We start from the raw sequence: 22,981 nt of genomic DNA, 5'->3' as shown, positions 1-22,981 counted from the left end.
GCCCGCCGCGACTGCCGCCCTCCCCTCCCCATACCCCGCGTGCAGTCGTGCCGCAGCGCGTCCCCTCCCATACCCTGTGGGCAAGTCGTGCCGCAGGGCGTCCCCTCCCATACCCTGCGGGCAGTCGTGCCGCAGGGCGGCACGGGTGGGCGCAGGCGAAGGTGCCGCACGCCGTGAAAGCAGGGGCCCGGGGGCCGGCCCCGAGCAAGCCCCGGTGCCGGAGCACCAGAACAACCCCCGCCGGGCACCGAGTGCCGAGACCTAGCCCCCCACAACCTCGCCGGCGGCGATCCGAACCCCGCGAGCCCAATCCGCGGCCCGCATCGGCTTCTTCCCCTGCGGCTGCACCCACAACAACTCAACGGCATGGGACCCGGTCCCGACGTACACATTGTTCTTGCCCACATCCAGCGCCCCGGGCGCAAGATCGGCACGATCGGCGACCAGCTGCACGGCAATCAATTTCAGCCGCTCCCCGCGGAAAGTGGTCCACGCCCCGGGCGCCGGGGTACAACCCCGGACCACCCGATCCACCCGCATCGCAGGCGCGGCCCACGACACCTGCGCATCCTCGACATTGATCTTCGGCGCGAGCGACACCCCGTCCACCGGCTGCGGCACCGCCTTGAGCGTGCCGTCCTCGATCCCGTCCATGGTCGCCGCGAGCAGCCCGGACCCCGCGAAGGCCAGCCGGGTCAGCAGATCACCGCTCGTGTCGGTCGGCCGCACCTGCTCGGTCACGGTGCCGTACACGGGCCCGGAGTCGAGCCCCTCCTCGATGAGGAACGTCGAGGCGCCCGTGATCTCGTCCCCGGCCATGATCGCGTGCTGCACCGGCGCGGCCCCCCGCCAGGCGGGCAGCAGCGAGAAGTGCAGGTTGACCCACCCGCGTACCGGCACATCCAGCGCCACGCGCGGGAGCAGCGCGCCGTACGCCACGACGGGACAGCAGTCGGGCCCGATCTCCCGCAGTCGCGCCAAGAAGTCCTCGTCCCGCGGCCGGCGCGGCTTGAGCACCTCGATCCCGGCCTCCTCGGCGCGCTGCGCGACCGGGCTCGCGACCAGCCGACGGCCGCGCCCGGCGGGCGCGTCGGGCCGGGTCACGACGGCGGCGACCTCGTGCCGGTCGGAGGCGATCAGGGCGTCCAGGGCGGGAACGGCGACCTCGGGGGTGCCTGCGAAGACCAGCTTCATAGGTGGGCGACTGCCTCTCGGGCGGGGACGTGACGAGCAGCGCACCAGTCTATGGGCCCGTACCCGAGAGGCCACCGCCGCAGTGACGTACGCCTGCTCGACTCCCGTACCCCGGGGCGCACGATCGGCCGCGCGCCCTGCGCATATGCCCTTACGCCCCTGCACCGTGACCACAACCACCGCTGGCGCGTTGGTCAAGAAAGAGTTGACCGAAACGGGCCGCTGACGGCGGCCCCTGCTATTGCCCCACCCATTTGCCCCATCCTTTATATCGCCGGTTCGAGAGGCTTGTTCATGGCCGACCACGCAACCCACGACGCTCAGGCAAGGGCCAGCCTGCACCTGTTGGTGCGGGACATCGAGCGGGTCCGCCGGCAGGTGGACGCCCTGCGCACGCTCACTGCCCAGCTGGGCAACGTCTACCGGCCGCGCCGCTCCGGGCCCTCCACGGGCTTCGTCGTGTACGGGCGCGCTCCCGCCCCGACCGTCCGTCTCGCCCAGGAGCTCCGGGACAGCGTCGAGACGCTGGTCACGGCCGCGGTGGACTTCGACCGTTCGCTGGGCTTCTCGTGGGACGCGGTGGGCTCGGCCCTGGGCGTCACCAAGCAGGCGGTCCATCGCAGGTATGGCGCCCGCCGGGCGACCACCCAGGCCGCCGCCGAGGCGGAGCGCGCGACGGAGACCACCCCGAGCACCCGCCCGGTCCCCGTCGGCTCGACCCTGCCGACGGTCCCCGCGGCCCGGGCGATGCCCACCCAGCCGACCGCAGGCAGCCCCGTTCTGCGCGACAGCCCCGTCCTGCGCGACGAGGCCCGCCCCGGCGCCTTCCCCGGCCCGCGCAACGGCTGACCCCCGGCAGCAGCACGCCGACGCTGCTGCCGCGGGCCTGCCCCGGGCTGCGCATGCCCCCGCCCAATCCCCCAGGGCGGGGGCATCCGCATGCTCGGCACCGACCGAGCCAATCAATCAGGGCTCACCCACGCTTCTTCAGACCCGCCCGCGCCTCTACAGCCCGCCCGCGCTTCTTCGGACCGTCCACGCTTTCTTCGGACTGTCCGCGCCTCTTCGGACTGTCCGCGCCTCTTCAGCCCGTCCGCGCCTCTTCAGACCACTCGCGCCTCTACAGCCCGCCCGCACCTCTTCAGCCCGTCCGCACCTCTTCAGCCCGTCCGGCGTTTGAGGACAATCTTTGAAGCCGGCGGCAGCCTTACGGGAAGGGGCGGGGTGGGGAACCAAAAAACCCGATCCCCCACCTTTCGCCGACTCCCGAGCTCAACCCACCCGCGCCCCCAGCCCCACTCACCCAATATCCGGCGGATCCACCCGAACCCGAACCGCTTCCCCCTCGGCCCGAGAGCCCCGCGCCATCCGCCCCGCCTGCGCCACCTTCAGCGCCGCCGCAAGCACCGCACCACCCCCGCGCGGAACGCGGATCAGCGCCCGCTCCCAGAGCTCGCCCGGCGGCGGCCCACCCACCCGACGGGCCCTCCCCGGCTCGGTCACCGGCAGCGGCACGGGCCCCAACACCTGGGCGTCCGCGGGCATTTCGAGTTCGGCCAGGAACTCCGCCACGGCCTCGGGGCGCCCCGAAACCGCCGCCATCCGCGACACCGGCGGGAACCCCAGCTCCGCCCGCTCGGCGAGCTCCCGGACCGCATGCCCCACCGGATCCCAGCGCACCAGCGCCTGCACGGGCCGCAGCGTCGGCTCCGCCACGACCACGACCGTCCCGCCCGCGCCCTGGGGACGTACCAGCGAGGCAGCCGCGATCCAGCGCCGCAACGCGTCCTCGCCCGCCCGCAGATCGGGCCGGCCCACCATCGCCCAGCCGTCGAGCAGCAGCGCGGCCGCGTAGCCGCCCTCGGCGACCGGCTCGGCGCCGGGCGTCGACACCACGAGGGCGGGCGCGTCCGGCACGGTGTCCAGGATCTGCTCACGCCCCGACGTACGCACCGGAACAGCCGGGAACGCCCGCCCCAGCTCCTCCGCCGTACGCCGCGCTCCCACGACCTGGGCCCGCAGCTTGAAGCCCCCGCACTCGGCGCAGTGCCACTCGCCCTCCGGCCGCCCGCACCAGCCACAGTGCAGCGGCCCGGCATCGCGCGCCTCCAGCGGCCCGGAACAGTGCCGGCAGCGCGCGGGCTCGCGGCACCGGTCGCAGGCCAGCCGCGGAACGTACCCACGGCGCGGCACCTGCACGAGCACCGGCCCGTGCTTGAGTCCTTCCCGCACGACCTGCCAGGCCAGCGTGGGCAGCCGCGCGGCCCGCGCGGCCTCGTCCCGCGCCAGATCGGTGTCGCCGACGGTACGCACCAGCGGTACGGCCCCCCGCAGCTGATCCCGGTCGGCGTCCAGCGGCAACGCCCAGCCACTGTCGACCAGCTGAGCGGCCTCCACCGTGCAGCTCCAACTGCCAAGCAGGAAAGCGCACTTGTCGAGCGCGGCCCGCAACAACAGCACATCGCGTGCGTGCGGCTGCGGTGCGTGCAGCTCGCTGTGGCTGCCGTCCCCGTCGTCCCAGATGGCGACGAGACCAAGATTCTGTACGGGTGCGAACATCGCGGCCCGCGTCCCCACCACGGCCTTCACCGACCCGCGCCGCACCGCGAGCCACTCCCGGTACCGCTTCTCGGGCCCCGCGTCGGCGGTGAGCAACGCATGCCGCCCCACGCCGAGGACCGCACTGAGCGCGGCATCGACCCGGGCGGCGACCCGCCCGTCCGGCACGACCACCAGCGCGCCCCGCCCGGAGGCGAGCGTCGCGGCGACGGCCCGCGCCAGCTCATCGGCCCACTCCGGCCCCGGCAGCGCATTCCACACGGCACGCGGCGCCCCACCCTCGGCGAGCGCCTGCACAAAGGCGGGCCCCCGCCCATACCTGGCCCAGGTCCCCGCCTCGGGCACCGGCGGCGCGGGCAGCGGCTCCGGCGAGGGCTTGCCCTCGGCCCGCCCGTTCCGCGGAGGTATGGCCAGCTGCAGGACATCGGCCAGGCTTCCGGCATAGCGATCGGCCACGGCCCGCGTCAGCCCGAGCAGTTCGGGGCTCAACACCCGCTCGGGCGACACCACCTGGGCGAGCGCGGCCAGCGGCCCCGAGTAGTCCGACTCGGCAAGCCGCTCGACGAGGAACCCGTCAATGAGCCCACCGCCCTCGCGCCGCCCGCCCCGCACCTGATGCCGCCCGGCCCCGAACCGCACCCGCACCCGCACACCCGGCTGGGCCTCCGCGTCGAGCTCCTCGGGAACCGCGTAGTCGAAGTACCGGTCGAGATGCAGCACGCCCTTGTCCACGAGCACCCGCGCGACCGGCAACTCCTTGGCCAGCGCGGCCCCCCGCCAGGTCCGCGGCTTGGCCCGCGGCACATTGGCCTTGCGCACACTCTCCCGAATGAGCGCAAGCTGCTCGGGCGGCGCGACAGACTCCTGCGCGTCACCGTCCGGCTGTCCGTTCTCGCTGCTCACAGCCAAATTCCTACCAGACGACACTGACACCGGTACGCGCCCGAGATCCAATCGGCCACGGATGCGCCAGAGGCGCAAGGGTTTGCCTTGGGCCGCTCGGCCACGCCGGTCCCCCAAGACCGGCGGCGGGATTCGAACCCGCGGGGGACGTCAGTCCCCGAACCAGAAGTATCCGCCGCCTTCGCACCGGGCGCTCCGGTGTCAGGTTCTCCCGAGTTCAGGGCGGCAACGGAACTGGCCAGAGGCCGGACAATTTCCACGCGCGTCACGAGGACGCGCTCCATCGAAGTAACCGTGGCCTGCGCACCGGGAGATCAACACTGTAGACCCGAACTCCCGCACGCCGCCAAGCAATTGTCCGGGCACGACTGCGGCCCCGGACCACCAGGTCCAGGGCCGCAGCGGCAGAACTCAGAACTCAGAATCCGAAACCAGAACTCGCTTACAGACCGGCGGCCTTGCGCAGCGCGTCCACGCGGTCGGTGCGCTCCCAGGTGAAGTCCGGGATCGCACGGCCGAAGTGGCCGTACGCGGCGGTCTGGGCGTAGATCGGGCGGAGCAGGTCGAGGTCGCGGATGATCGCTGCCGGGCGGAGGTCGAAGACCTCGGCGATGGCGTGCTCGATCTTGTCCACGTCGACCGTGGCGGTGCCGAAGGTCTCCACGAACAGGCCGACGGGCTCGGCCTTGCCGATCGCGTAGGCGACCTGGACCTCGCAGCGCGAGGCGAGACCCGCGGCGACGACGTTCTTCGCGACCCAGCGCATCGCGTAGGCGGCCGAGCGGTCGACCTTGGACGGGTCCTTGCCGGAGAAGGCGCCGCCGCCGTGGCGGGCCATGCCGCCGTAGGTGTCGATGATGATCTTTCGGCCGGTCAGGCCGGCGTCGCCCATCGGGCCGCCGATCTCGAAGCGGCCGGTCGGGTTGACCAGCAGGCGGTAGCCCTCGGTCTCCAACTTGATGCCGTCGTCCAGGAGCGCCTTGAGCTCGGGCTCGACGACGAACTCGCGGATGTCGGGCGCGAGCAGCGACTCCAGGTCGATGTCGCTCGCGTGCTGCGAGGAGACGACGACCGTGTCGAGGCGGACGGCCTTGTCGCCGTCGTACTCGATGGTGACCTGGGTCTTGCCGTCGGGGCGCAGGTAGGGGATGGTCCCGTTCTTGCGCACGTCGGACAGGCGCTTGGAAAGCTTGTGCGCCAGGTGGATCGGGAGCGGCATCAGCTCGGGCGTCTCGTCCGACGCGTACCCGAACATCAGGCCCTGGTCGCCCGCGCCCTGCTTGTCGAGCTCGTCCTCGTCGCCCTCGACCCGCTTCTCGTACGCGGTGTCGACGCCCTGCGCGATGTCCGGGGACTGCGCGCCGATGGACACCGAGACGCCACAGGAGGCGCCGTCGAAGCCCTTCTTCGAGGAGTCGTAGCCGATCTCGAGGATCTTGTCGCGCACCAGCTGCGCGATCGGCGCGTACGCCTTGGTCGTGACCTCGCCGGCCACGTGCACCAGGCCGGTGGTGATCAGCGTTTCCACGGCGACCCGGGAAGTCGGGTCCTCCCGCAGAAGCGCATCGAGGATGGTGTCGCTGATCTGGTCAGCGATCTTGTCGGGGTGACCCTCGGTCACAGACTCCGAGGTGAAGAGACGACGGGACACAACGCTCCCTGGGGTTGCAGCGGCTGCTGGCTGATCATTGGCGGACCGGCCGAGAGCTGCGCTCGGCGTCGGTCCTCGACCAGTTTATCGGTCGCCTCCGTCAGCTGGACCACATGTCTCGCTACTTGGGAGGCTGTGACCTGCAGCACCGCGTCTCAGCGGTACGACGATCGCCCTCCCCCGGGTCCCACTCGCCCGATTTTCCCGGGTTTGGGGCACCCGGAGGAGCGAATATCGCCTTCACTCGGGGGAGGGGCCGCCGCGTCAGCCGAGGCGGCCGGCCACCAAATCCCACACGGTGTCCGCCAAGGCTTCCTTGGGTCCGTGCGGAACGGGCGTCTCGGAGCCGTCCGCGCCGAGCACCACGGCCTCGTTCTCCTCGGACCCGAAGGTCTTGCGCTCCCCCACCTCGTTCACCACGAGCAGGTCGCAGCCCTTGCGCTCGAGCTTGCTCCGGCCGTTCGCCAGTACGTCGTCGGTCTCGGCGGCGAAGCCGACGACGACCTGGCCGGGGCGGGCGCGGTCGGCGGAGATCTCGGCCAGGATGTCCGGGTTGCGGACGAGCACGATCGGCTCCGGCTCCTTGCCGTCCTTCTTCTTGATCTTTCCTGTCGCGTACGTTTCCGGGCGGAAGTCCGCCACGGCCGCGGCCATGACCACGGCATCCGCGTCCGAGGCTGCCTTGAGCACCGCCTCGCGCAGTTGCACGGCGGTCCCCACGTGCACGATGTCGACGCCGGCCGGATCGGGCAGGGCGGTCGTGTTCGCCGCGAGGAGCGTGACGCGGGCGCCGCGGGCCGCGGCGGTGCGGGCGAGGGCGTAGCCCTGCTTGCCGGAGGAGCGGTTGCCGAGGAAGCGGACCGGGTCGAGGGGCTCGCGGGTGCCGCCCGCGCTGATGACGACGTGCCGCCCGGCGAGGTCCGGCTCGGCGTGGCCGCGGGCCAGCACGCGGCGGCAGACCTCGAAGATCTCGCCGGGGTCGGGCAGCCGGCCCTTGCCGGTGTCGACGCCGGTGAGGCGGCCGACGGCGGGCTCGATGACGACCGCGCCCCGGCGGCGCAGCGTGGCGACGTTCTCCTGAGTAGCCGGGTGCTCCCACATCTCGGTGTGCATGGCGGGTGCGAAGACGACGGGACAGCGCGCGGTCAGGAGCGTATTGGTGAGCAGGTCGTCGGCGAGGCCGTGCGCGGCCTTGGCGAGCATGTCGGCGGTGGCGGGCGCGACGACCACGAGGTCGGCGCCCTGGCCGATGCGTACGTGCGGAACCTCGTGGACGTCGGACCAGACCTCGGTCGAGACGGGGTGCCCGGAGAGCGCGGACCAGGTCGCGGCGCCGACGAAGTGGAGGGCGGAATCGGTGGGCACCACTCGCACGTCGTGCCCCGACTCGGTCAGCCGGCGCAGCAGCTCGCACGCCTTGTAGGCGGCGATCCCGCCGCTGACCCCCAGCACGACCTTGGGCTTGCCCACGATGTCTCCCCTGCTTTCGGCGCCGCAGCGGCCCTGCAACGGCCCTGCATGCGCAACGTACGTTCCCATGACACACCACAGGCCCGGCAGTCGCTCTGCCGGGCCTGGATGGGAATACTGGAAAATCTCAAACGACTACTGAGCCGGGCCCTCAATGGCTTCCGAGGTCAGCAGACCCGCGTTGATCTCGCGAAGGGCGATCGAGAGCGGCTTCTCGTGGACGTGGGTGTCCACCAGCGGACCGACGTACTCGAGGAGACCCTCACCGAGCTGCGAGTAGTACGCGTTGATCTGGCGGGCACGCTTGGCCGCGTAGATCACCAGGCTGTACTTCGAGTCGGTGGCTTCGAGAAGCTCGTCGATCGGCGGGTTGATGATGCCCTCGGGCGCAGTGATGGAAGAGGACACGCTCTACCTTCCGAAGAATGGAAAAAATCAGACGACGTCGACCGGACAGTGGGTCAGCGTCGATCACACAACATTCATCAAGGCTAGCAGCTCACGAGCTACGTCCTCGACGGAGGTATTGACCAGGGTCGTATCGAACTCCGCCTCGGCGGCAAGTTCGACGCGGGCGGCCTCGAGGCGGCGCTCGATGACCTCGGGCGCCTCGGTCCCGCGGCCGGTGAGCCGGCGGACCAGCTCGTCCCAGCTGGGTGGGGCCAGGAAGACCAGCTGGGCCTCGGGCATCGACTGACGGACGAGCCGGGCACCCTGGAGATCGATCTCCAGGAGCACGGGTTCGCCGTTGTCCAGCCGCTCCAGGACGGCGTTGCGCGGGGTCCCGTAGCGGTTGCCCGCGAACTCCGCCCACTCCAGCAGGTCGCCGTTGGCGATCAGCTTGTCCATCTCTTCGTCGCTGACGAAGAAGTACTGGACGCCGTGCCGCTCGCCCGGCCGCGGCTTGCGGGTGGTGGCGGACACCGAGAGCCAGACCTCGGGGTGTTCCTTGCGCATATGAGCGACGACCGTGCTCTTGCCGACCCCAGAGGGGCCGGAGAGCACGGTCAGCCGCGGACGTTCACTCATGCAGCGATTATTCCAGCTTCCCGGGAGTGCCCGAGACGTCAGGCGGCGCCGCCGCCGAACTCGCGCTCCAAGGAGGCGATCTGGTTGGACCCGAGGCCGCGAACACGGCGGCTCTCGGAGATTCCGAGACGCTCCATGATCTGCTTGGCGCGGACCTTGCCCACGCCGGGAAGCGACTCGAGGAGGGCGGAGACCTTCATCTTGCCGATGACGTCGTTCTCCTGGCCCTGCTTGATGACCTCGTGGAGCGAGGCGCCGGAGTGCTTGAGTCGATTCTTGACCTCGGCCCGCTCCCGGCGAGCCGCGGCGGCCTTTTCGAGCGCGGCTGCGCGCTGTTCAGGGGTAAGGGGCGGAAGAGCCACGCCTACGTCACCTCGGTTGTCGAACTGTCGGATACGGACCGGTGAGGAACCTATTCGCCCCACACCAGGTGAGCAACGAGCGACGCGCTTGCCCGTGCACTCTCGACGGAGACTAGCGGCCAGGGCCGCTCCAGTCAGCGAGAACAGCGGAAAAGTCCTGGTCAGCCTCTGCTGAACTATACATATCCGGCATAACGCCCCGGATTTGGGTCTCCGAAGGGCGTTCGACGGCGACAAATCGACGTCAGGAAGTCGCGCGGGAAGCCTCAACTGGGCATGTGCGCACGACCCACGGCGTCCTTGAACGAGCCGATGGAGTGCTCGGCGAGGGCGTTTCGGAGTTCTTCGAGTACGCGTACGGGGGCCGAGGGGTCGTTGAAGATCGCTGTGCCCACCGCGACTCCGGAGGCTCCGGCAAGGACGAATTCGAACGCGTCGCGGCCCGTCGCGATGCCGCCCATCCCGAGGATCGGGACCTCGCGGACGGAGCCCGCGCGCATGGCTGCGTACACCTGGTGGACGCAGCGCACGGCGACGGGACGTACGGCCGGTCCGGACAGACCGCCCGTGGTGCCCGCGAGGGCGGGGCGCAGGGTGTCGGTGTCGATGACCATGCCGAGCAGCGTGTTGATCATCGAGAGGCCGTCGGCGCCCGCCTCCGTGCAGGCCGCCGCGATGTCGGCAATGGAGGTCACATCAGGAGTGAGCTTGGCGTAGACGGGCAGCTCGGGGTCGGCGGCGGCGCGCACGGCCTTGACCGTCTCGTACGACGACGTGGGATCGCAGGCGAAGACGAGGCCGCGGTTGGCCACGTTGGGGCAGGAGATGTTGGCCTCGATGCCCACGACGCCCGGCTGTCCCTTGAGGCGGGCGGCGGCCTCGGCGAACTCCTCGGTGCGCTCCCCCGCGATCGAGACGAGGACGCGGGCGCCGCGCTCGGCGAGCCAGGGCAGCTCTTGCTCGACGAAGTGGTCGATGCCGGAACCCTGCAGGCCGATGGAGTTGAGCATGCCGCTGGGGGTCTCGGCCATGCGCGGGGTGGCCCGGCCTGAACGGGCGTACGGCATGATCGTCTTGGTCGTGATCGTGCCGAGCTCGGCGAGCGGGACGAAGCGGTCGAGCTCGCGGCCGTAGCCCGCGCAGCCGGAAGCGGTGCTGATCGGGTTGGGCAGGGTCACGGTGGCGCCGAGCGGGGCCGACATGTCGACTTCGTGGGGCTGGATCATCGCGTCGGCTCCTTCGCGGTGTGCGGGGTCATGGCGGCGGCGCCTTCGACGTCGGGCGGCAGCGTTCCGGCGTCGTCCCAGCGGACTTTCGTACCGTCGAAGACCGGCCCGGATGTGCAGGAGCGAAGGAACCGGGTGACCCCGTCCTCGTCCCTGACCGGCAGCACGCAGGTCATGCAGACGCCGATCCCACAGGCCATGGCCTCCTCGACGGCGGTGTGGCTGCGGGCACCGGCAGCAGTGGCGATGTCGGTGACCGCGCGCAGCATGCCCATGGGGCCGCAGGAGTGCACCTCGGTGGCGCCGAGGACGTCGATCATCCCGGGGAGCGGGTCGGTGACCAGTCCCCTTTCGCCGTACGTTCCGTCGTCGGTGACGACTGCGACGTGCGGGGTGAGCGCCCGGGCGAGCTCGACCCCGAAGAGCCGGTCCTCGCTCGCGGCGCCCAGTACGAAGCCGACCCGGCCGCCGCGCTCCAGGATCTGCTCGGCGAGCGCGAACATCGGGGCGCTGCCGTAGCCGCCGGCGACGAGGACGGCGTTCGTCGGGCCTTCGGGGAGCGGGAAGGGGGTGCCGAGCGGGGCGATGAGGTCGACGGTGTCGCCCACGTGGTGGGCGGCCAGCGCCTTCGTCCCCTTGCCGTGCTCGGCGAAGACCAGCTCGATGGTGCCCTGGTCGGGGTCGGCGCGGTGGATGGAGAAGGCGCGGCGCAGCAGCATGGCGGAGTTGCGGCCGCCGATCGCGAGGGCGGCGAAGTGCCCGGGGGCGACGTCGCGGGCCGCCTCACCGGCGCGGAGCACCAGGTGGTGGTAGGCGCCGACGGGGTCGAGGGCGAGGATCTCGGCTCGCGTTTGCACGGGGCGCTGGGCGCTGGGCCGGGGCGGCACGGGGTCTCCCTGAGCGTGGTCGGATCCCCCCGATCCATGATCGACCACCAGGGGCCGCCCCGCCTGGGCGCCAAGGGCCTGGGCGGCCCGGGCCAAGGTCCCGAAAGGGCTGAGTTTTCCCCACCCCGCCCCTTCCCGTAAGACTGCCGTCGGCTTCAAAGACTGTCCTCAAACGCCGGACGGGCTGATTCATGGTTGATGAATCAGCCCGTCCGGCGTTTGAGGACAGAGGCCGAAGGCCGATCCGGGGTCCGGGGCGAAGCCCCGAAGCCGTCCGCAGGACTTTCGGGAAGGGGCGGGGTGGGGAAGAGTCTCTAAGCCCCAGCCACAGCGGACCGGATCTCCTCCGCGAACTGCTCCGCAGAAGCCCGAAGCGCCGCAACATCCGGCCCGTGCCGCAGCACCCCCCGGCTCACATTGGGAACGACGTTCCCGACAACCGATCCGAACACCGAAGGAAGGTCCGCAGGCGTAGCCCCCTGCGCCCCGATCCCCGGCGCCAGCAACGGCCCGTTGATGTCCAGGTCGTACGACGACAGATCACCGAGCGTCGCGCCCACAACGGCCCCGAAGGAACCCATGGGCGACGCCCCGGCGTTCTCGGAGGCCAGATGCGCCAGCATCGTCGCCCCCACCGACCGCCCGTCCGAGCGCACCGCGTGCTGCACCTCGGAACCCTCGGGGTTGGACGTGAGCGCCAGCACGAACAGCCCCGCCCCGCTCTCCCGAGCCAGCTCGACCGCAGGCCGAAGCGATCCGTACCCCAGGTACGGAGACACGGTCAGCGCGTCCGAGAACAGCGGGGAGTCCTTGCTCAGGAAGGACTCCGCGTACGCGGCCATGGTCGAGCCGATGTCGCCCCGCTTGGCGTCCATCACGATCAGCGCCCCGGCGGCCCGCGCCTCCTCGACCGACTTCTCGAGCACCGCGACACCCCGCGACCCGAACCGCTCGAAGAACGCCGACTGCGGCTTGAGCACGGCGACCCGGTCGGCCAGCGCCTCGACGACCGTGCGCGAGAAGCGCTCCAGGCCGTCGATCGTGTCGGGCAGGCCCCAGGAGTCGAGCAGTGCGGCGTGCGGGTCGATGCCGACACAGAGGGGCCCGCGCTCGTCCATGGCCGCACGCAGCCGGGCGCCAAAGGGGTCCAGAGTCATGCTGCTGCCTTCTTCCTGTCCGCGTCGGAGACGCCCGCGCCGACCGCCTCGGCCAGCGTGGCGTACGGGCTGTTGTTCAGGCGGGCCGCGAGGCCCTTGTGCATGGCGCGCATCCAGAAGGGGCCCTCGTAGATGAAGGCGCTGTAGCCCTGCACCAGGGTGGCGCCCGCGAGGATCCGCTGCCAGGCGTCCTCGGCGTTCTCGATGCCGCCGACGCCCACCAGGGTGATGTCGTCGCCCACGCGCGCGTAGAGGCGACGGAGGACCTCCAGGGAGCGCTCCTTCAGGGGCGCGCCCGACAGTCCACCGGTCTCCGCGGTCAGCGCGGCGTCCGACTTCAGGCCCTCGCGCCCGATCGTGGTGTTGGTGGCGATGATGCCGTCCAGGCCGAGTTCGACGGCCAGGTCGGCCACCGCGTCGACGTCCTCGTCGGCGAGGTCCGGCGCGATCTTGACGAGCAGCGGGACGCGGCGCCCCTCGACACTGGCGTCGGCCGCCTCGCGTACCGCCGAGAGCAGCGGCCGCAGGTGGTCCACGGCCTGCAGGTTCCTGAGCCCCGGGGTGTTCGGGGAGGACACGTTCACGACGAGGTAGTCGGCGTGCCGGGCGAGCCGCTCGGTCGACTGCACGTAGTCGCCGGCCGCTTCCTCCTCCGGCACGACCTTCGTCTTGCCGATGTTGACGCCGACGGTCGTCCTGAAGACCTCACGACGGGCGGCGAGGCGTTCGGCGACCGCCGCCGAGCCCTCGTTGTTGAAGCCCATGCGGTTGATCAGCGCACGGTCCGGGACGAGCCGGAAGAGCCGCTTCTTGGGGTTGCCGGGCTGCGCCTCGCCGGTGACGGTGCCGATCTCGATGTGGTCGAAGCCGAGCATCGTCATGCCGTCGATCGCGACCGCGTTCTTGTCGAAACCGGCCGCGAGCCCCACGGGTCCGTGCATGCGCAGCCCGAACGCCTCGGTGCGCAGCTCCTTGTAGCGGGGCGCGAGGGCGGCGGCAACGAACGTACGCAGCACGGGAGTCCGGGCCGCGAGCCGGATCCAGCGGAAGGCCAGGTAGTGGGCCTGCTCCGGGTCCATCCGCTTGAAGACCAGGTTGAAGAAGAGTTTGTACATGAGAGGAGTCCTCGGTCGGGCGTCGGGCCTTGCCGCAGCTACCAGCAGGCCTCATGAAGAGGGGGACACCGTTTCCGGTGTCCCCCTCCTGGGCTGCTAGTCGCGGGCCGCGGTCAGCTGCTCGGCATGTTCCTGCAGGGAACGTACGCCCACATCACCGCCGTTGAGCGCGTCGATGCCCTGGACGGCGGCGGCGAGCGCCTGCACCGTCGTCAGGCACGGCACGCTGCGCGCCACGGCGGCCGTACGGATCTCGTAGCCGTCGAGGCGGCCGCCGGTGCCGTACGGGGTGTTGACGATGAGGTCGACCTCGCCGTCGTGGATGAGCTGGACGATGGTCTTCTCGCCGTTCGGGCCTTCGCCCTCGCTGAGCTTGCGCACGATGGTGGCGTTGATGCCGTTGCGGCGCAGGACCTCTGCGGTACCGGAGGTGGCCATCAACTCGAAGCCGTGGGCGACGAGTTCACGCGCCGGGAAGATCATCGAGCGCTTGTCCCGGTTGGCGACCGAGATGAACGCGCGTCCCTTGGTGGGCAGCGGGCCGTACGCACCGGCCTGCGACTTGGCGTACGCCGTGCCGAAGACCGAGTCGATGCCCATGACCTCGCCGGTGGAGCGCATCTCCGGGCCGAGGACCGTGTCGACGCCGCGGCCGTGGATGTCGCGGAAGCGCGACCACGGCATGACGGCCTCCTTGACGGAGATCGGCGCGTCCATGGGGAGCGTGCCGCCGTCGCCCTGCTTGGGCAGCAGGCCTTCCTCGCGCAGCTCGGCGATGGTCGCACCCAGGGAGATCCTGGCGGCGGCCTTCGCCAGCGGCACCGCGGTCGCCTTCGAGGTGAAGGGGACGGTGCGCGAGGCGCGCGGGTTCGCCTCAAGGACGTACAGAATGTCGCCGGCCATCGCGAACTGGATGTTGATCAGTCCGCGTACGCCAACACCCTTGGCGATGCCTTCAGTTGAGGCCCGCAGCCGCTTGATGTCGTAGCCACCGAGCGTGATCGGGGGCAGCGCGCACGCCGAGTCGCCGGAGTGGATGCCGGCCTCCTCGATGTGCTCCATGACGCCGCCGAGGTAGAGCTCCTTGCCGTCGTAGAGCGCGTCGACGTCGATCTCGATCGCGTCGTCGAGGAAGCGGTCGACGAGGACCGGCCGCGAGGGGCTGATCTCGGTGGACTCCTCGATGTACGTGGCGAGGCGGGCCTCGTCGTACACGATCTCCATGCCGCGGCCGCCGAGGACGTACGACGGGCGTACGAGGACGGGGTAGCCGATCTCGTCGGCGATGGCCTTGGCCTGGGCGAACGTGGTCGCGGTGCCGTGCTTCGGCGCGGGCAGCCCGGCCTCGGCGAGGACGCGGCCGAAGGCGCCGCGGTCCTCGGCGGCGTGGATGGCCTCGGGCGAGGTGCCCACAACCGGAACGCCGTTGTCCTTGAGCGCCTGCGACAGACCCAGCGGGGTCTGGCCGCCGAGCTGCACGATGACACCGGCGAGCGGGCCCGCCTGCTGCTCGGCGTGCACGATCTCGAGGACGTCCTCGAGCGTGAGCGGCTCGAAGTAGAGGCGGTCCGAGGTGTCGTAGTCCGTGGAGACGGTCTCAGGGTTGCAGTTGACCATCACGGTCTCGTAGCCCGCGTCGCTGAGCGCGAAGGAGGCGTGGACGCAGGAGTAGTCGAACTCGATGCCCTGGCCGATGCGGTTCGGGCCGGAGCCCAGGATGATCACCGCGGGCTTGGTGCGCTTGGCGACCTCGTTCTCCTCGTCGTACGAGGAGTAGAAGTACGGGGTCTTGGCGGCGAATTCGGCGGCGCAGGTGTCGACCGTCTTGTAGACCGGGCGGACCCCGAGCGCGTGCCGGACCTCGCGCACGACGTCCTCGCGCAGGCCGCGGATCTCGGCGATCTGGGCGTCGGAGAAGCCGTGGCGCTTGGCCTCCATAAGGAGGTCGGCGTCCAGGCGCTCGGCGGCGGCGAGCTCGTCGGCGACTTCCTTGATGAGGAAGAGCTGGTCGACGAACCAGGGGTCGATCTTCGTGTACTCGAAGATCTCCTCCTGGGTGGCGCCTGCGCGGATCGCGTTCATGACGATGTTGATGCGCCCGTCGGTCGGGCGGACCGAGAGCTCGAGGAGCTCCTTCTTGTCGCCGACCGGGCCGACGAAGGAGAACTGCGAGCCCTTCTTCTCCAGCGAGCGCAGCGCCTTCTGGAAGGCCTCGGTGAAGTTGCGGCCGATCGCCATGGCCTCGCCCACCGACTTCATGGTGGTGGTGAGGGTGGAGTCTGCGGACGGGAACTTCTCGAAGGCGAACCGCGGGGCCTTGACCACGACGTAGTCGAGGGTCGGCTCGAAGGACGCCGGGGTCTTCTCGGTGATGTCGTTCGGGATCTCGTCCAACGTGTAGCCGACGGCCAGCTTCGCGGCGATCTTGGCGATCGGGAAGCCGGTCGCCTTGGAGGCGAGAGCCGAGGAACGCGACACACGCGGGTTCATCTCGATCACGATGACGCGGCCGTCGACCGGGTCGATCGCGAACTGGATGTTGCAGCCGCCGGTGTCGACGCCGACCTCGCGGATGATCGCGATACCGACGTCACGCAGCCGCTGGTACTCGCGGTCGGTGAGCGTCATGGCGGGCGCGACGGTGATCGAGTCGCCGGTGTGCACGCCCATCGGGTCGAAGTTCTCGATGGAACAGACGACCACGACGTTGTCGTTCTTGTCGCGCATCAGCTCCAGCTCGTACTCCTTCCAGCCGAGGATGGACTCCTCCAGGAGCACCTCGGTGGTCGGCGAGAGCGTGAGGCCCTGACCGGCGATGCGGCGCAGCTCCTCCTCGTCGTGCGCGAAGCCGGAGCCGGCGCCGCCCATGGTGAAGGAGGGGCGGACGACGACGGGGTAGCCGCCGAGCTCCTCGACGCCCTTGAGGACGTCGTCCATGGAGTGGCAGATGTACGAGCGGGCGGACTCGCCGTGCCCGATCTTCTTGTTGACCTCTTCGACGACGCCCTTGAAGAGCTCGCGGTCCTCGCCCTTGTTGATGGCCTCGACGTTGGCGCCGATGAGCTCGACGTTGTACTTCTCAAGCACACCCTGCTCGTGCATGGAGATCGCGGTGTTGAGCGCGGTCTGGCCACCGAGGGTGGGGAGCAGCGCGTCGGGGCGCTCCTTGGCGATGATCTTCTCGACGAACTCGGGGGTGATCGGCTCGACGTACGTGGCGTCGGCGATCTCCGGGTCGGTCATGATCGTGGCCGGGTTGGAGTTGACCAGGATGACGCGCAGGCCCTCGGCCTTGAGCACGCGGCAGGCCTGGGTGCCGGAGTAGTCGAACTCGGCGGCCTGGCCGATGACGATCGGGCCGGAGCCGATGACCAGGACGGACTGGATATCGGTGCGCTTAGGCACGCTCGGCCTCCATGAGGTCTACGAAGCGGTCGAAGAGGTACGCGGCGTCGTGCGGGCCCGCGGCCGCCTCGGGGTGGTACTGGACGCTGAACGCCGGCTGGTCGAGGAGCTGAAGCCCCTCCACCACCTGGTCGTTGAGGCATACGTGAGAGACCTCGGCCCGCCCGAAGGGGGTGTCCGAGACCTTGTCGAGGGGCGCGTCGACGGCGAAGCCGTGGTTGTGCGCGGTGACCTCGACCTTGCCGGTGGTGCGGTCCTGCACCGGCTGGTTGATGCCGCGGTGGCCGTACTTCAGCTTGTAGGTGCCGAAGCCGAGCGCGCGCCCCAGGATCTGGTTGCCGAAGCAGATGCCGAACAGCGGCGTCTTGCGCTCGAGCACGCCCTGCATGACGGAGACGGGACCGTCGGCGGTGGCCGGGTCACCGGGACCGTTGGAGAAGAACACACCGTCGGGGTTCACGGCGTACACGTCCTCGACCGTGGCGGTCGCGGGCAGCACGTGCACCTCGATGCCGCGCTCGGCCATGCGGTGCGGGGTCATGCCCTTGATGCCGAGGTCCACGGCCGCGACCGTGAACTTCTTGGTGCCGATCGCGGGGACGACGTACGTCTCCTTGGTGGCGACCTCGGCGGACAGGTTGGCGCCCTTCATCTGCGGGGCTTCCTTGACCCGGGCGAGCAGCGACGCGTCGTCCGCGACCTTCTCGCCGGAGAAGATGCCGACGCGCATGGCGCCGCGCTCGCGCAGGTGCCGGGTCAGGGCGCGGGTGTCGACGCCGGAGATGCCGACGACGCCCTGCTTGACGAGCTCCTCGTCCAGCGAACGCTGGGAGCGCCAGTTGGACGGGACGCGGGCGGGGTCGCGTACGACATAACCCGCGACCCAGATCTGGCCCGACTCGGGGTCCTCGTCGTTGACGCCGGTGTTGCCGACGTGCGGCGCGGTCATCACGACGACCTGGCGGTGGTACGACGGGTCGGTGAGGGTCTCCTGGTAGCCGGTCATGCCGGTGGAGAACACGGCCTCGCCGAAGGTCTCCCCCACGGCCCCGTAGGCGCGGCCGCGGAAGATCCGGCCGTCCTCCAGGACGAGTACGGCGGGAGCAGCTTTCTTTTGAGAAGCGGATCCCCTTGTGGAGGTCGTCATCGTGCGGCGCCTTCCGTCGTTTCGGTGTTGATGATCATGGAGTTGATGGCTTCGACCCAGGCCGCGTGCTCGGCGGCGTGGTCGGAGCGGAAACCGGAGTCGATCAGCTTGTCGCCGTGCGCCCAGGTGACGACGAGCAGACCGCCCTCGGCGAGGACCTTGCCCGCGATGCCCTTGTCGAGGCGGGCCTCGCGCAGCGCCGCCGCCGGGACGAAGAAGTCGTCCGCTCCGGGGCGTACGACCGCGAGCCCTGCGTCGGTGAGCGTCAGCTCGGCCCTGCTGCGGGTGCCGAGACCGTGGGCCACGATCCGGTCGAGCCACTGCCCGGCCGTGGTGGACCCGTGGTACCGGCCGCTCAGCTCAAGTTTCGCCGGGCCCGGCTCGGACGGCACGGCGGGAAGCTCGGGCAGGTCGCCCTGGAGCGATCCGCGCCACTTCCAGCCCTGCCGCATCAGCCAGTACACGAACACGACGAAGACGACGAGCCCGATGCCCCAGGCAGCGCGCGCCGGCCAGTCCGTGACCTCCTGGGACTTCTCCCCGGCGGCCGTGTTGACCAGCAGCGATGTGCCGATAGTGCTGAAAGGTGTGCTCACGCCAGCTTCCCGTCGATGACCGTTGCCCGGCCCCGCAGGAAGGTGTGGGTGACGCGCCCCGGCAGCTCACGGCCCTCGAAGGGGGTGTTGCGGCTGCGGGAGGCGAAGCCCGCGGGGTCCACGGACCCACGGTATGCCGGATCGACCAGCGTGAGGTTGGCGGGCTCACCTGCCGAGACGGGACGGCCGTGGCCCTCCAGGCGGCCGATCTTCGCCGGGTTGACCGACATGCGCTGGGCGACGCCCGCCCAGTCGAGCAGCCCGGAGTCGACCATCGTGTGCTGGACCACGGACAGCGCGGTCTCCAGGCCGACCATGCCCATGGCGGCGGCGGCCCACTCGCAGTCCTTGTCCTCGTGCGGGTGCGGGGCGTGGTCGGTGGCGACGATGTCGATCGTGCCGTCGGCCAGCGCCTCGCGCAGCGCCATCACGTCGGTCTCGGTGCGCAGCGGCGGGTTCACCTTGTAGACCGGGTCGTACGAGCGGACCAGCTCGTCGGTGAGCAGGAGGTGGTGCGGCGTGACCTCGGCGGTCACATCGATGCCGCGGGACTTCGCCCAGCGGACGATCTCCACCGAACCTGCGGTCGACAGATGGCAGATGTGCACGCGGGAGCCGACGTGCTCGGCGAGCAGCACGTCGCGGGCGATGATCGACTCCTCGGCGACGGCCGGCCAGCCACCCAGGCCCAGCTCGGCGGAGACGATGCCCTCGTTCATCTGGGCGCCCTCGGTGAGGCGGGGCTCCTGCGCGTGCTGGGCGACGACACCGTCGAAGGCCTTCACGTACTCGAGCGCGCGCCGCATCATCACGGCGTCGTCCACGCACTTGCCGTCGTCGGAGAAGACCATGACGCCGGCCGCGGACTCGTGCATCGCGCCGAGCTCGGCGAGCTGCTTGCCCTCGAGCCCGACGGTCACGGCGCCGATGGGCTGCACGTCGCAGTAGCCCGACTCGCGGCCGAGGCGCCAGACCTGCTCGACGACGCCCGCGGTGTCGGCGACGGGGAAGGTGTTGGCCATGGCGTGCACGGCGGTCCAGCCGCCCTTGGCGGCGGCCTTGGTGCCGGTCAGGACGGTCTCGGAGTCCTCACGGCCGGGCTCGCGCAGGTGGGTGTGCAGGTCGACGAGGCCCGGCAGGAGCACCTGGCCCTCGGCCTCGACGACGGTCGCGCCCTCGGCACTCAGGCCCGTACCGACGGCCTCGATGGTCTCGCCGTCGATCAGGACGTCCTGCGGCTCGCCACCCAGGACCTTCGCGCCACGGATAAGGATCTTGCTCATGGTTACTTGTTCTCCGAATCGATGGGCCGGGCGTGGGTGACGGCGGGCTCGTTGCCGCCGAGAAGCAGATAGAGGACCGCCATGCGCGTGTGGACGCCGTTGGCGACCTGCTCGATGGCGGTGCAGCGCTTGGAGTCGGCGACCTCGGCGGTGATCTCCATGCCGCGGACCATCGGGCCGGGGTGCATCACGATGGCGTGCTCGGGCATCTTCGCCATGCGGTCGCCGTCGAGGCCGTAGCGGCGCGAGTACTCGCGCTCGGTCGGGAAGAACGCGGCGTTCATCCGCTCGCGCTGCACCCGCAGCATCATCACGGCGTCGCTCTTGGGCAGCGTGCTGTCCAGGTCGTACGACACCTCGCACGGCCAGCTCTCGACGCCGACCGGCACCAGAGTGGGCGGCGCGACCAGCGTGACCTCGGCGCCGAGGGTGTGCAGCAGGTCCACGTTGGAGCGGGCGACCCGGCCGTGCAGGATGTCGCCGACGATCGTGATCCGCTTGCCCGCGAGGTCCTTGCCCAGGCCCGCGTCCCGGCCGACGAGCCGGCGGCGCATCGTGAAGGCGTCGAGCAGTGCCTGGGTGGGGTGCTGGTGGGTGCCGTCGCCGGCGTTGATCACTGCGGCGTCGATCCAGCCGGAGTTGGCCAGGCGGAACGGTGCACCTGAGGCGCCGTGCCGGATGACGACGGCGTCGACGCCCATCGCCTCCAGGGTCTGCGCGGTGTCCTTGAGCGACTCGCCCTTGGAGACGGACGAGCCCTTGGCGGCGAAGTTGATGACGTCCGCGGACAGCCGCTTCTCGGCGGCCTCGAAGGAGATCCGGGTGCGGGTCGAGTCCTCGAAGAAGAGGTTCACGACCGTACGTCCCCGAAGGGCGGGCAGCTTCTTGATCGGCCGGTCCGCTACCCGGGCCATCTCCTCGGCGGTGTCGAGGATCAGGACGGCGTCGTCGCGGGTGAGGTCGGCGGCCGAGATGAGGTGACGCATCATCTGTGTGGCTCCATGCGGTGCGGTGTCTTTTAAAGAACCGGAAGTTTCGGGCATGCGAGCGCGCAGCGGCGCTCTCGGGGGTCGTAAGACCGAGTGCTACTGCTCGCCGGCCGGTGCGGTCGGCTTGTCGCCGAGCAGCACGGTGTCGCGACCGTCCTCCTCGGCGAGCTGGACCTTGACCGTCTCCCGCAGCGACGTGGGGAGGTTCTTGCCGACGTAGTCGGCACGGATGGGGAGTTCACGGTGTCCGCGGTCCACCAGGACCGCGAGCTGCACGGCGCGCGGACGCCCGATGTCGTTCAGGGCGTCGAGGGCGGCGCGGATGGTGCGACCCGAGAAGAGCACGTCGTCGACGAGGACGACCAGGCGTCCGTCGATGCCTTCGCCGGGGATGTCGGTACGGGCCAGCGCACGCGGCGGGTGCATCCGCAGATCGTCGCGGTACATGGTGATGTCGAGGGACCCGACCGGGATCTTGCGACCGGTGATTTCCTCGAGCTTGGCGGCGAGCCGCCGGCCGAGAAATACGCCGCGGGTCGGAATGCCGAGAAGCACCACATCGTCGGCGCCCTTGGCGCGTTCGACGATTTCGTGTGCGATACGGGTCAATACCCGCGCGATGTCGGGGGCCTCGAGAACGGGCCGGGCGACACCGGATTCAGCTGCTGAAGCGTCCATACGAAACGGACCTCCTTCTCCGCCTCACGGGACGGACCTTAAAGGACGTCGAGATTGCGCCACCTACGGTACCAGCAAACGGCAACGCCGCAGATCACCCCCCTCGTAAGGGGCGGTACGGACCATTCGGCTTGACGCATCCAAGTAACGCTGCGTAACCTCACAGTGAGTTACCAGTCTGCGTCCGGGGAGCTATATGTCCAGCGAATACGCCAAACAGCTCGGGGCCAAGCTTCGGGCCATCCGCACCCAGCAGGGCCTTTCCCTCCACGGTGTCGAGGAGAAGTCCCAGGGACGCTGGAAGGCGGTCGTGGTCGGTTCGTACGAGCGCGGCGACCGTGCGGTCACCGTGCAGCGCCTCGCCGAGCTGGCCGATTTCTACGGCGTCCCGGTGCAGGAGCTGCTGCCCGGCACCACGCCCGGCGGTGCCGCCGAGCCGCCGCCGAAGCTCGTCCTGGACCTTGAGCGCCTTGCCCACGTCCCGCAGGAGAAGGCCGGCCCGCTGCAGCGGTACGCCGCCACGATCCAGTCCCAGCGCGGCGACTACAACGGCAAGGTGCTGTCGATCCGCCAGGACGACCTGCGCACCCTCGCCGTCATCTACGACCAGTCGCCCTCGGTCCTCACCGAGCAGCTGATCAGCTGGGGCGTCCTGGACGCGGACGCGCGCCGCGCGGTCGCCCACGAAGAGGCCTGACGCCGCTTCAGCAGAAACGTGCCGCCGGGGTGGCCGGAACCGAATCGGTTCCGGCCACCCCGGCGGCTTTTGCGTGCGCCGCGCGAGGCGGCCTTCTGCGCCCCGCACGAGGCGCGTGGGGCGGATGAGGCGCGCATACGTCGACGGGCCCGCCACACACGCGTGTGGCGGGCCCGTCGACGCGAGCAGCGGGCTGCTAGGCCTCGTCCCTCCGAAGGGTGGGCTTGAGGTCCTTGAAACGGCCCAGGAGGCCGTTGACGAAGGCCGGCGAGTCGTCCGTGGAGAACTCCTTGGCGAGCTGTACCGCCTCGTCGAGGACGACCGCGTCGGGCGTCCCGTCGACCCAGATCAGCTCGTACGCACCGAGCCGCAGGATGTTCCGGTCGACGACCGGCATGCGGTCGAGCGTCCAGTCCACGGCGTACTGCGAGATCAGCTCGTCGATGCGGGACGCCTTGGGGGCGTACCCCTCGACCAGCTCCATCGTGTACTCGCTGACCGGCGGCTGGCGCGTGTCGGTCCGCGAGTGCCGGATCCAGTCGGCCAGCACGGTGACGACGTCGGTGCCGCGCTGGTCGGCCTCGAAGAGGATCTGGAAGGCGCGCTTGCGGGCCGTATTGCGAGCAGCCACGG

Annotated in this window: 20 protein-coding genes; 2 read left to right on the top strand and 18 right to left on the bottom strand. The window is 70.4% G+C overall.

Annotated features, from left to right (window positions below):
* Window positions 1-261: 261 nt before the first annotated feature.
* Entirely contained in the window at window positions 262-1,194 is a 933-nt protein-coding gene (gene fmt, locus OG430_RS39660) for a methionyl-tRNA formyltransferase (protein ID WP_327357500.1), read from the bottom strand.
* A gap of 294 nt (window positions 1,195-1,488) precedes the next feature.
* Here fmt and OG430_RS39655 point away from each other — a divergent pair, with 294 nt between their 5' ends.
* Window positions 1,489-2,043: a hypothetical protein gene (locus OG430_RS39655; RefSeq protein WP_327357499.1), complete on the top strand. Its 555-nt coding sequence runs from the start codon at window positions 1,489-1,491 to the stop codon at window positions 2,041-2,043.
* Window positions 2,044-2,493: 450 nt separating this feature from the next.
* Here OG430_RS39655 and OG430_RS39650 read toward each other — a convergent pair whose 3' ends face one another.
* From OG430_RS39650 to pyrR, 16 genes are all read right to left on the bottom strand, one after another.
* Window positions 2,494-4,656 (bottom strand): primosomal protein N', encoded by a 2,163-nt coding sequence (locus OG430_RS39650; protein WP_327357498.1) that lies wholly within the window; start codon window positions 4,654-4,656, stop codon window positions 2,494-2,496.
* A 442-nt stretch (window positions 4,657-5,098) separates the two neighbouring features.
* Window positions 5,099-6,307: a methionine adenosyltransferase gene (gene metK, locus OG430_RS39645; protein WP_327357497.1), complete on the bottom strand. Its 1,209-nt coding sequence runs from the start codon at window positions 6,305-6,307 to the stop codon at window positions 5,099-5,101.
* Window positions 6,308-6,571: 264 nt separating this feature from the next.
* The gene (coaBC, locus tag OG430_RS39640; RefSeq protein ID WP_327357496.1) at window positions 6,572-7,777 is read right to left on the bottom strand and encodes a bifunctional phosphopantothenoylcysteine decarboxylase/phosphopantothenate--cysteine ligase CoaBC; all 1,206 of its coding nucleotides are present in this window, start codon (window positions 7,775-7,777) and stop codon (window positions 6,572-6,574) included.
* A 135-nt stretch (window positions 7,778-7,912) separates the two neighbouring features.
* Entirely contained in the window at window positions 7,913-8,185 is a 273-nt protein-coding gene (gene rpoZ, locus OG430_RS39635) for a DNA-directed RNA polymerase subunit omega (protein WP_005319902.1), read from the bottom strand.
* A 63-nt stretch (window positions 8,186-8,248) separates the two neighbouring features.
* Window positions 8,249-8,806 (bottom strand): guanylate kinase, encoded by a 558-nt coding sequence (gene gmk, locus OG430_RS39630; RefSeq protein WP_327357495.1) that lies wholly within the window; start codon window positions 8,804-8,806, stop codon window positions 8,249-8,251.
* A gap of 38 nt (window positions 8,807-8,844) precedes the next feature.
* The gene (locus OG430_RS39625; RefSeq protein ID WP_005319887.1) at window positions 8,845-9,168 is read right to left on the bottom strand and encodes an integration host factor; all 324 of its coding nucleotides are present in this window, start codon (window positions 9,166-9,168) and stop codon (window positions 8,845-8,847) included.
* A 266-nt stretch (window positions 9,169-9,434) separates the two neighbouring features.
* A complete protein-coding gene (locus OG430_RS39620) occupies window positions 9,435-10,394 on the bottom strand; it encodes a dihydroorotate dehydrogenase (RefSeq protein WP_327357494.1) in 960 nt (319 codons plus the stop codon).
* Window positions 10,391-11,281: a dihydroorotate dehydrogenase electron transfer subunit gene (locus OG430_RS39615; RefSeq protein WP_327357493.1), complete on the bottom strand. Its 891-nt coding sequence runs from the start codon at window positions 11,279-11,281 to the stop codon at window positions 10,391-10,393. The genes OG430_RS39620 and OG430_RS39615 overlap by 4 nt, the downstream gene beginning before the upstream one ends.
* A 314-nt stretch (window positions 11,282-11,595) precedes the next feature.
* Window positions 11,596-12,438, bottom strand: coding sequence for an orotidine-5'-phosphate decarboxylase (gene pyrF, locus OG430_RS39610; RefSeq protein WP_327357492.1), 843 nt, complete (start codon window positions 12,436-12,438; stop codon window positions 11,596-11,598).
* On the bottom strand, window positions 12,435-13,553 hold the full coding sequence (locus OG430_RS39605) for a quinone-dependent dihydroorotate dehydrogenase (protein WP_327357491.1): 1,119 nt from the start codon (window positions 13,551-13,553) through the stop codon (window positions 12,435-12,437). The genes pyrF and OG430_RS39605 overlap by 4 nt, the downstream gene beginning before the upstream one ends.
* A 96-nt stretch (window positions 13,554-13,649) precedes the next feature.
* On the bottom strand, window positions 13,650-16,958 hold the full coding sequence (gene carB, locus OG430_RS39600; RefSeq protein WP_327357490.1) for a carbamoyl-phosphate synthase large subunit: 3,309 nt from the start codon (window positions 16,956-16,958) through the stop codon (window positions 13,650-13,652).
* A complete protein-coding gene (gene carA / locus OG430_RS39595; RefSeq protein ID WP_327357489.1) occupies window positions 16,951-18,105 on the bottom strand; it encodes a glutamine-hydrolyzing carbamoyl-phosphate synthase small subunit in 1,155 nt (384 codons plus the stop codon). The genes carB and carA overlap by 8 nt, the downstream gene beginning before the upstream one ends.
* Window positions 18,102-18,701 carry a PH-like domain-containing protein gene (locus tag OG430_RS39590; protein ID WP_327357488.1) on the bottom strand — a complete coding sequence of 200 codons (600 nt, stop codon included), beginning with the start codon at window positions 18,699-18,701 and terminating at the stop codon, window positions 18,102-18,104. Before OG430_RS39590 ends, carA begins: the two co-directional genes overlap by 4 nt.
* Complete coding sequence (locus tag OG430_RS39585) at window positions 18,698-19,984, bottom strand: dihydroorotase (RefSeq protein WP_327357487.1); 1,287 nt, start codon at window positions 19,982-19,984, stop codon at window positions 18,698-18,700. The genes OG430_RS39590 and OG430_RS39585 overlap by 4 nt, the downstream gene beginning before the upstream one ends.
* A gap of 2 nt (window positions 19,985-19,986) precedes the next feature.
* Window positions 19,987-20,973: an aspartate carbamoyltransferase catalytic subunit gene (locus OG430_RS39580; protein ID WP_327357486.1), complete on the bottom strand. Its 987-nt coding sequence runs from the start codon at window positions 20,971-20,973 to the stop codon at window positions 19,987-19,989.
* A 96-nt stretch (window positions 20,974-21,069) separates the two neighbouring features.
* Window positions 21,070-21,651 carry a bifunctional pyr operon transcriptional regulator/uracil phosphoribosyltransferase PyrR gene (gene pyrR / locus OG430_RS39575; RefSeq protein ID WP_327357485.1) on the bottom strand — a complete coding sequence of 194 codons (582 nt, stop codon included), beginning with the start codon at window positions 21,649-21,651 and terminating at the stop codon, window positions 21,070-21,072.
* A gap of 196 nt (window positions 21,652-21,847) precedes the next feature.
* Between pyrR and bldD the strand changes: the two genes are divergently transcribed.
* A complete protein-coding gene (gene bldD, locus OG430_RS39570) occupies window positions 21,848-22,348 on the top strand; it encodes a transcriptional regulator BldD (RefSeq protein ID WP_093608484.1) in 501 nt (166 codons plus the stop codon).
* 196 nt (window positions 22,349-22,544) lie between these two features.
* Here the strand turns inward: bldD and nusB are convergent, their stop codons facing one another.
* The gene (nusB, locus tag OG430_RS39565) at window positions 22,545-22,979 is read right to left on the bottom strand and encodes a transcription antitermination factor NusB (RefSeq protein WP_327357484.1); all 435 of its coding nucleotides are present in this window, start codon (window positions 22,977-22,979) and stop codon (window positions 22,545-22,547) included.
* Window positions 22,980-22,981 lie beyond the last annotated feature (2 nt).

Origin of the sequence: Streptomyces sp. NBC_01304 (assembly GCF_035975855.1) — a bacterium.
GTDB lineage: Bacteria > Actinomycetota > Actinomycetes > Streptomycetales > Streptomycetaceae > Streptomyces.
This window is presented reverse-complemented; position numbering and strand designations above follow the sequence as displayed.